Annotated in this window: 8 protein-coding genes and 1 pseudogene; 6 read left to right on the plus strand and 3 right to left on the minus strand. The window is 64.6% G+C overall.

The features are described from left to right. Together EOA24_RS18485 and EOA24_RS18490 are read right to left on the minus strand one after the other, a co-directional pair. A partial coding sequence (locus tag EOA24_RS18485) for an SDR family NAD(P)-dependent oxidoreductase (protein ID WP_127409969.1) occupies positions 1–595 on the minus strand: 595 nt, incomplete at its 3' end. 123 nt (positions 596–718) lie between these two features. Then, positions 719–1,552 carry a GNAT family N-acetyltransferase gene (locus tag EOA24_RS18490; protein WP_126083732.1) on the minus strand — a complete coding sequence of 278 codons (834 nt, stop codon included), beginning with the start codon at positions 1,550–1,552 and terminating at the stop codon, positions 719–721. 381 nt (positions 1,553–1,933) lie between these two features. Between EOA24_RS18490 and EOA24_RS18495 the strand changes: the two genes are divergently transcribed. After that, positions 1,934–2,800, plus strand: coding sequence for a hypothetical protein (locus tag EOA24_RS18495; protein ID WP_126081561.1), 867 nt, complete (start codon positions 1,934–1,936; stop codon positions 2,798–2,800). A 118-nt stretch (positions 2,801–2,918) separates the two neighbouring features. Beyond that, positions 2,919–3,776 (plus strand): hypothetical protein, encoded by an 858-nt coding sequence (locus EOA24_RS18500; RefSeq protein ID WP_127409970.1) that lies wholly within the window; start codon positions 2,919–2,921, stop codon positions 3,774–3,776. A 15-nt stretch (positions 3,777–3,791) separates the two neighbouring features. Here EOA24_RS18500 and EOA24_RS18505 read toward each other — a convergent pair whose 3' ends face one another. Next, positions 3,792–4,994 (minus strand): ROK family transcriptional regulator, encoded by a 1,203-nt coding sequence (locus tag EOA24_RS18505; RefSeq protein WP_126081559.1) that lies wholly within the window; start codon positions 4,992–4,994, stop codon positions 3,792–3,794. 223 nt (positions 4,995–5,217) lie between these two features. Between EOA24_RS18505 and EOA24_RS18510 the strand changes: the two genes are divergently transcribed. From EOA24_RS18510 to EOA24_RS18525, 4 genes and pseudogenes are all read left to right on the plus strand, one after another. Continuing rightward, positions 5,218–6,456: an extracellular solute-binding protein gene (locus EOA24_RS18510; RefSeq protein WP_126081558.1), complete on the plus strand. Its 1,239-nt coding sequence runs from the start codon at positions 5,218–5,220 to the stop codon at positions 6,454–6,456. Positions 6,457–6,541: 85 nt separating this feature from the next. Then, the gene (locus EOA24_RS18515) at positions 6,542–7,426 is read left to right on the plus strand and encodes a sugar ABC transporter permease (protein ID WP_126081557.1); all 885 of its coding nucleotides are present in this window, start codon (positions 6,542–6,544) and stop codon (positions 7,424–7,426) included. Next, positions 7,426–8,271: a carbohydrate ABC transporter permease gene (locus EOA24_RS18520; protein ID WP_126081556.1), complete on the plus strand. Its 846-nt coding sequence runs from the start codon at positions 7,426–7,428 to the stop codon at positions 8,269–8,271. The genes EOA24_RS18515 and EOA24_RS18520 overlap by 1 nt, the downstream gene beginning before the upstream one ends. A 2-nt stretch (positions 8,272–8,273) precedes the next feature. Continuing rightward, positions 8,274–8,686, plus strand: a pseudogene (locus EOA24_RS18525) (aminotransferase); the annotation flags it as partial.

The following is an 8,686-nucleotide window of genomic DNA, read 5'->3' on the forward strand; positions in this document are numbered from 1 at the left end:
CCCCGCCATAGGTCCTGGCCTGATATTCGATCATCGGCGTTGCCGTATCGCCGGGGCAAACGGCGTTGACCCTGATGCCTTGCGGGGCGAGTTCCAGCGCGAGTGCCTTGGTCAGCAGAACCAGCCCGCCCTTCGAGGCGCAATAGACGGCCGCCCCATTGTTGCCGACGAGCCCGGCGTCGGACGCAATGTTGACGATCACGCCTTGCGCCGCCGCCAGATGCGGGACAGCCGCCGAGATCAGGAAGAACGCTCCCTTGAGATTGACGTCCAGCACAAGGTCCCACTGATCTTCCTCGACCCCGCTCGCCGGCCCCTCGAGCCAGACGCCGGCGGCGTTGACCAGGATGTCCATGCCGCCGCCCCAGTTCCTGGCCTTGGCCACCACGTCGCGGCAGGCAGCGACGGAGCGGATGTCGAGCGGCAAACCCACCGCATCCGCCCCGGTCGCGACAATCTTGGCCACGGCTGCGTCGAGCTTGGGACCGGGAAGGTCGGCGAGCGCGATCCGCTCACCGTCGGCCGCGAGGCGCAGTCCGGTCGCAAGCCCCATGCCCCCGGCGCCACCGGCGATCAGAACCGTCCTGCCAGCCATTTGACAACCTCCACGCCACGCAGCGCCCGGCAAGGCACACAATGTCCCTAGATCATGTCATGGGGCCCTGTCGCATGGACAGCGAGGCAAAACAATGACCTCAGCGGCTTCGCCGGCCCCCGATCATCCCAGCTCGAGCGTCGTGATGCCGAAAACTGTAGAGGGGGCGTTACCGGGTTTGCCGCCCTTGTACATGCGTGTCGTCGCAAAGCCCGGGACCAAGCCGGCGGCCTGAAGCATGGCGGTGAATTGAACCTGGCTGGCCGGCACGTCAATATGCAATGTATCGTTGCCGATCCTGCCCACAAGGTCCGCCAGCAATGCCAGGGCAAGGTCCGTCCTGTCGGCAAACAGGGGTCCGACCTTGAAGCCTTCCCGGCATCGGCGGGCCACGCCGTAGCCGGCAATGCCGGCCGATCCGCCACAGAGCAGCGCAATCCGGGGCTGCCGCAGCCACTCCCGGAGGAAGGCTTCCCGCGGCGCCGGGAAACGCTTGCGATCATAGGCGAGTATCCCGGCCATGTCGCCGGCCATCACTGGCCGTATGTCGCTTCCCCCCGGCAATCCGGCGGGGCGACCGCTGTAGCGCACGGTCTCGTAGACGGGCACGAAGCCCATGCGCTGGTAGTTGGCCCGTTGCTCGGCCACCCCGTCGAGACCGATGATGCGGTCGCCGAGGCGTGCCATGCCGGCATCCCAGACCGCCTTGCCATGGCCTTCGCCGCGCCGGTCGGGCCGGCAGATATAGAGGCCGATGAAGCCGAAGCCCGTGCCGTATGCGACGGCCGAAATGCCGGCCACCATCTCTCCATCGACGAAAGCGCCGATGAAACAGTCGGGATCGGCTGTCCGGAACGCCGCGGCGTCGCCGATGCCCGGGTTCCAGCCCTCTCCAGCCGCCCAGTCGACGAGCGTTTCCACTTCGCTGGCGGTCAGTGTCCGGATTGTTCTCGGCATCATTTCACCCGGGCGGCCTCGGCAAATGGCGTCAAGGCATCACGATAGGTAGCCGCTTCCTCGCTGCAAAGTCCACACGAGAACTTCAGTTGCCACCGCGCATCGGGCGCCAGACCCTGTCCTTGTTCATTTTTTCCCGGGAAAGCGCTCCCCGCAGCCCCGATGGCGCGGAACCTATGCCTGCTTGACCGGACTCGCCTATTCAACGCAGGGATGCGGGCCGGACTATTATTGGGACGGGTTTCCCGAACCGATGCAACGAGTTAGCAACAAACGCGCCGCTTGATCGTTCGTTGTTCCAATAGGCAACTGGACACAACCGGTGAACACTGGGAATCTTCATTTGCCGTTCTTCGAAAATCGCCTGGAGTGCCGCAGGAAATGCCGCTGAGTGCCGCAGAGATAGCCCGTCATCCGGCAGCGCTTCGCTGCATCCAGGAGCAGGCGCGCGCGCTCATCCACATATACGAAACAAGCCCGCGGCTGGCTGCCGTGTTCGCCACCCAGCAGCGCTGGCTGCTCGGTCACGCCGGTCTGGCCTTGCATTTCCGGCGCGATCCCAATGACCGCCGCTCCGACATGACGATGGCGCGGTTCATCGAGGTCGTACGCCGCTATTCCCTTGCCAGCCGCAACACGGCCGAGGCCTTCGTCAAGGAGATGCTTCGCTACAACATCGTCGAGTATATTTCGGCCAGCGGTGACGGCCGCGCCCACCCCATGCGGGTCACCGAAGGCACCATCGAAACCTTCACCGGCTGGATCCACGCACATCTGAGGACGCTCGACCGCATAGATGGCGGAAACCGGCTGACAACTTTCCTCGATCGACCCGGGATGCTGTCCAGGCTGCAGCCGCTCATCGCCGATGGATTGCTGGCCAGCCAGGGCGTGCGGGAGCCTGGGCGGACTTTCTCGTTGTTTATCTGGCTAAACAATGGCGGCATCGTCATGGACTGGCTGATGTCCGGTATCGATCCGGAGGACGTTCATCTCGACAGGATACCGACCAGCGTCATCTCGGTCAGCGAATTCGCGCACTGGCTGAAGCTGTCACGCACCCACCTGGCGCGGAAACTCAATGATGCCGAGGCGCTTGGCAGCATCGGCTGGGTCGGCCAGCGCGGTCATTCCGTCATGTGGGTTTCACGCCAGTTCTTCGACGAATACATGGTCATGCAGACGTCCAAGCTCGCCCTAGTCGACCTGGCTTTCGACGACAGTTTGTCCCAGGCGGACGAGAGCTGACTGGCGCAACGGTCGCTTCTCGGACCCAGCCGACAAATACCGCTGGTTGCGCTGGCAGGCGCCGGCCAAAACTGCTATCCGCATCCGCACACTGCGATATTTGGCGGAGTCTGGGGGGATGGCGCTGAACTGCGAAGACATTGTCGGTCATCCGGCGCTGAATGCCGCCGTCCAGGCACAGGCCCGGGCGATGCAGCAGGCCTATGAAGGAAACCCGCGCGCGTCCTCGGTCTTTGCCACCCAGCAGCGCTGGCTGATGGCGCATATCGGTCTTGCCCTGCATTTCCGCAGGGATCCCAGCGACTACCGGAAGGAACTGACGGCGGCGCGTTTTGTCGACGTCACCGTTCAGCATGCAGTTGCAAGCCGAAACACTGCCCATGCCTTCATCAAGGAAATGCAGCACTATAATTTCATCGAAGTCGGTCCAATGGCCGACGACGGCCGCATTCGCCCCTTGCCCCTGCCCGCCATAACCCTGGAGCCGTTGATCGGCTGGATTCATATGCATCTGAGCACGCTTGATGCTCTTGACGGCGGGAGCCGGCTGCAAATGTTCCAGGCACGGCCGCAAATGTTGGTGCGGTTGCAGCCGCTGATCGCGGATGGGCTGATCTCCTCGGTGCCGGTGCGGGAGCCGCAACAGACTTTTTCGCTGTTCACATGGCTCAACAATGGCGGCGTCGTCATGGATTGGCTGATCGCCGGCGTCGACCCACAGGATGCCGGCCAGGAGCGCATTCCGACTGGCGTGCTGTCGATCGGCGACTTCTCCAGGTGGCTGAAGCTGTCGCGTACCCACCTTGCGCGCAAGCTGCGCGACGCCGAGGCGCTCGGCAGCGTCGGCTGGCTTGGGCGGCGCGGCCATTCCGTCATGTGGATTTCGAACGAATTCTACAGCGAGTACCTCACCGCGCAGGCGGTCAAGCTCGCCATCATCGACGCGGCTTTCGCCGCCAGCGTGACGACCAGCTGAGCCGCCTTCCGCTTTCTATCCGGCCTTCAGGATGGCGGAAAAGCGCGGATCGAAGGCCCGGCTGATCGGTTCGGCCGCGGCGCCCACCGCGATCGCCCAGGGATCGGTGGTGCCCAGTTGCAGCCGCGGCAGGCGGCGGGCGGGCTGATCCGCGATCGACGGCAGAAGCGGATGCATGGCCTGGTGCAGAAGCCGGGCCAGCGCCTCGGGCGCGGTGCTGGTGAGGATGACGGTTTGCGGATCGAAGATCGTTTCGATCAGATGCACGCTCCAGCGCAGGTCGGACGCGGCTCTTTCGACCCAGCTCATGACCCTTGCGTCCTGCGCGAGCGCCAGCGCGCCGAGCTTCTCGTAAAGCCCCCTTTCGGCGGGATCGAGGCCGAGATGCTGGTAGAGCGAGGCGAGCGAGGCGCGGTGCTCCAACGGCGTCGAGCCTGGACCGGCCGGCGACAGCAGCGCCCTGCCGATCTCGCCGGCATTGCCGCTGCCGCCATTGTAGAGCTCGCCATTGAGGATCAGCCCGGCGGCTATGCCGTAGCCGACATACAGGCAGACCGCGTGATCGACGCCATGCGCGGCGCCGACGATGCGCTCCGCCGTTGCACAGGCCGCCGCATCGTTCTGCAGCCCGACATTCAGTCCGGTGCCGGCGGCAAGCGTCTCGAGCAGCGGGAATTGCTGCCAGGCAGGCATCATCCATGTGTCGTCGGATTCCCTTACGCCGAACGGCCCCGGCATGGCGACGCCAAGGCCGACCAGCCGCCGCTCGGGCTGGGCGAACAAGGAAGCCAGCTCGCGCCTGACGCGGTCGACCAGGCCGAGGATGGTCTTGACGCCGGCTGATGGCTCGTCGAGCGGCAGACCTGCCTCGGCGCGCGCGATGACCTTGCCGACGAGGTCGACCACCACCACGCGCGTCAAATGTCGGTCGATCTGCAGCCCGATGGCGAAGGCGCCCTCGGGCACCAGCCGGTATGGTGTGAAGGGCTGCCCCCTGCCCTTGCGCACCGCTTCCAGCGCGACAACCAGCCCATCGCGCTCGAGATCCTCGATGATGTTGGAAACCGCCTGCTTGGTAAGCTGCGTCGCCCGCGCCAGGTCGGCACGCGACAGCGCGCCGTTGAGCCGCAGCGCCTCGATCATGACACGGCGGTTGTGCGCGCTGGTGCCTTCCTGGTTGGTGCCGCTCTTGGCGCGGATCGGGCTGATATCGTGCACCGTCTTTTCCCCTCTTGACTCGATTAAAGGATTGATCGACTAATTAAGTCAAGCGAATTGACTTAATAGGTGAAACCCGGGCGGCTCCACAAGAAGACGGCAAAGCCTCAAGCTCCCGCCGCGCGCCGTTCAGGACAGATCCGGTCACACGCGATGCAATTCGAGAAAGCGGCGGCATAAGCTTCGCCGCCCACTTGCAGCTGTCGAAATGGGAGAAAGACAAATGCTGAAATCGATCGGTAAGACACTTCTGGGCGCGGTGTTCGTCGGCGGGCTGTTCGTCCCCCACGCCTTCGCCGAGACCACCTTGAACGCCCTCTTCATGGCGCAGGCCGCCTATAGCGAGGCCGACGTGCGCTCGATGACGGAGGCCTTCACCAAGGCCAACCCCGACATCAAGGTGAACCTCGAATTCGTTCCCTATGAAGGCCTGCACGACAAGACCGTGCTCGCCCAAGGCTCGGGCGGTGGCTATGACGTGGTGCTGTTCGACGTGATCTGGCCGGCCGAATACGCGACCAACAAGGTGCTGGTCGACGTATCCTCGAAGATCACCGACGACATGAAGAAGGGCGTGCTGCCCGGCGCCTGGACCACCGTGCAATATGACGGGAAGTACTATGGCATGCCGTGGATCCTCGACACCAAATACCTGTTCTACAACAAGGAAATCCTGGAAAAGGCCGGCATCAAGGCGCCGCCGAAGACCTGGGAAGAACTCGGCCAGCAGGCCAAGATCATCCAGGACAAGGGGCTGCTGAAGACGCCGATCGCCTGGAGCTGGTCACAGGCTGAAGCCGCTGTCTGCGACTACACCACGCTGGTCAGCGCCTATGGCGGCGACTTCCTAAAGGACGGCAAGCCCGACTTCCAGAATGGCGGTGGCTTATCGGCGCTGAAATACATGGTCGACAGCTACAAATCGGGCCTCACCAATCCGAACTCCAAGGAATTCCTTGAAGAGGACGTCCGCAAGGTGTTCGAGAACGGCGACGCGGCCTTCGCGCTGAACTGGACCTACATGTACAACATGGCCAACGATCCGAAGGACTCCAAGGTCGCCGGCAAGGTCGGCGTCGTGCCGGCGCCCGGCGTCGCCGGCACCAGCGAGGTCTCGGCCGTCAACGGCTCGATGGGTCTTGGCATCACGGCGGTGTCGAAGCACCCGGACGAAGCCTGGAAATACATCGAGTTCATGACCTCGCAGGCGACGCAGAACCAGTATGCCAAGCTCTCTCTGCCGATCTGGGCCTCGTCCTATGACGATCCGGCCGTCACCAAGGGCCAGGAAGAGCTGATCGCCGCCGCCAAGCTCGGTCTCGCCGCCATGTATCCGCGCCCGACCACGCCGAAATACCAGCAGCTGTCGACGGCCCTGCAGCAGGCGATCCAGGAATCGCTGCTTGGCCAGACGACGCCGGAAGACGCGCTCAAGACCGCCGCCGAAAACAGCGGCCTCTGATCTGGCGTTCCTCGACGCGGGCGGCCTCATCCACGAGCGCCGCCCGTGCTATTTCTGACCGGATGAAGGAAAAGAGGCGCCTCTGATGTCAGGCACCTGGATGACGACTCGCGCGTGGCTGTTGATGCTGCCGCTGCTGGTGATCATGGTCGCCGTCATCGGCTGGCCATTGGTTGATACGGTCAGGCTTTCCTTCACCGACGCCCAGCTGGTCGGCACGGCAGGCAATTACGTCGGCTTCGACAACTACACCAAAATGCTGACGAGTTCGAACTTCACGCGCACGCTCTCGACCACCACCTGGTTCGCGGTCGTCTCGGTCGCCGCCGAGATGGTGCTTGGCGTGCTGGCGGCCCTTCTGCTCAACCAAGAATTCCGTGGCCGCGCCGTGCTGCGCGGGCTGATGATCCTGCCCTGGGCGCTGCCCACCGTCGTCAACGCCACGCTCTGGCGGCTGATCTACAATCCGGAATATGGCGCGCTGAATGCGGCGCTGACGCAGCTCCACCTGATCGACGACTATCGCTCCTGGCTGGGCGAACCGGGCACGGCGCTTGCGGCGCTGATCGTCGCCGACTGCTGGAAGAATTTTCCGCTTGTGGCGCTGATTGCGCTCGCCGCCCTGCAGGCCGTGCCGCGCGACATCACCGCCGCAGCGCTTGTCGACGGCGCCGGGCCGTTCAACCGCTTCCGCTTCGTCATCCTGCCCTATCTCGCCGGCCCGCTGATGGTGGCGCTGGTGCTGCGCACCATCGAGGCCTTCAAGGTCTTCGACATCATCTGGGTCATGACCCGCGGCGGTCCGGCCAACAGCACGCGCTCGCTATCGATCCTCGTCTATCAGGAGGCCTTCTCCTTCCAGCGCGCCGGCTCCGGCGCATCGCTGGCGCTGATCGTCACCTTGCTCGTCACCGTTCTCGCCGTTGCCTATGCGGCGCTGGTGAGGAAGACCGCGGGGAGCGCTACCTGATGGAACGCAAGAACCCGGTTTTCACCGCCTTCGTCTACGTTTGCGCCCTCCTGCTTGCCGCCGTGATCCTGGCCCCGCTCGCCTGGCTCTTCGTCATGAGCATATCGCCGGCGGCCGACCTCGCCGCCAAGCCGCTACGCTGGTGGCCGCAGGCGGCCGACTTCTCGCGCTACGCGCAACTCCTGTCGACGGCCGAAAACAGCGCCGGCGCGGCCTTCACGTCGTCGTTGCGCAACAGCCTGGAAGTCGCCGGCATGGCGACCCTGGCTGCGATCGTCCTTGCCGTGCCGGCCGGCTGGGCCGTCTCGCGCACGCCTTCGGTCGGCTGGTCGCTGTCGATGGTGATCGCCACCTATATGCTGCCGCCGGTGGCGCTCTCCGTGCCGCTCTATATAGGCCTGTCCTGGCTCGGCCTGCTCAACAACGTCTTCGGCCTGGCGCTGATCTATCTGACCATCCTGGCGCCCTTCACCACCTGGCTGATGAAATCGGGTTTCGATTCCATCCCGCGCGAGATCGAGGCCGCGGCGATGATCGACGGAGCGGGGCTGCTCCAGACCTGGCGCATCATAACCTTGCCGCTGGCGGCGCCTGTGGTCGCGACATCGGCGCTGTTTGCCGTGCTGCTCGCCTGGGACGAGTTCTTCTATGCCCTGCTCTTCACCTCCGATCAGCGGGCAAAGACACTGACCGTCGCCATCGCCGATCTCGCCGGCGGCCGTGTCTCCGATTACGGACTGATCGCCACCGCCGGCGTGCTTGCGGCCTTGCCGCCCGTGCTGATCGGCCTCGTCATGCAGCGCGCGCTGATCTCGGGCCTCACCAGCGGCGGCGTGAAAGGATAATGATGACTGCTCAAAGACCACGTCCATCCGGCCTGCTTGCGATCGACCGCGAGATGGCGCGCCAGCATGAGGATGCGCTCGCCTCGTTCGAGAGCAATCGGGAGGCAGCCGCCAAGGTCGCCGCTTCGATCAGGAACACCGGCCGCCTCGTCCTGCTCGGCATGGGCGCCTCGCATGCCGTCGCTCGCGCCATCGAGCCGCTCTATCGCGCGCATGGCATCGACGCCATCGCGCTGCCGCTGTCGGAGCAGCTCGGGCAGCCATTGCCGCTTGCCGGCAAGTCGGTGATCGTGACCTCGCAGTCCGGCGAAAGCGCCGAGGTGCTGCGCTGGTTCTCCGAAGCGGTTTCGCAGGCCGACACCTTCGGGCTGACGCTGGAGGCCGGCTCGTTCCTTGGCCGCACGGTCCCTTGTCT

It is taken from the genome of Mesorhizobium sp. M2A.F.Ca.ET.039.01.1.1 (assembly GCF_003998035.1).
Lineage (GTDB): Bacteria > Pseudomonadota > Alphaproteobacteria > Rhizobiales > Rhizobiaceae > Mesorhizobium.

Excerpts from the sequence above, each read along its gene's own strand:
- EOA24_RS18490 (WP_126083732.1), bottom strand. The coding sequence starts at position 1,552 with ATGCCGAGAACAATCCGGACACTGACCGCCAGCGAAGTGGAAACGCTC.
- EOA24_RS18495 (WP_126081561.1), top strand. The coding sequence starts at position 1,934 with ATGCCGCTGAGTGCCGCAGAGATAGCCCGTCATCCGGCAGCGCTTCGC.
- EOA24_RS18500 (WP_127409970.1), top strand. The coding sequence starts at position 2,919 with ATGGCGCTGAACTGCGAAGACATTGTCGGTCATCCGGCGCTGAATGCC.
- EOA24_RS18510 (WP_126081558.1), top strand. The coding sequence starts at position 5,218 with ATGCTGAAATCGATCGGTAAGACACTTCTGGGCGCGGTGTTCGTCGGC.
- EOA24_RS18515 (WP_126081557.1), top strand. The coding sequence starts at position 6,542 with ATGTCAGGCACCTGGATGACGACTCGCGCGTGGCTGTTGATGCTGCCG.
- EOA24_RS18520 (WP_126081556.1), top strand. The coding sequence starts at position 7,426 with ATGGAACGCAAGAACCCGGTTTTCACCGCCTTCGTCTACGTTTGCGCC.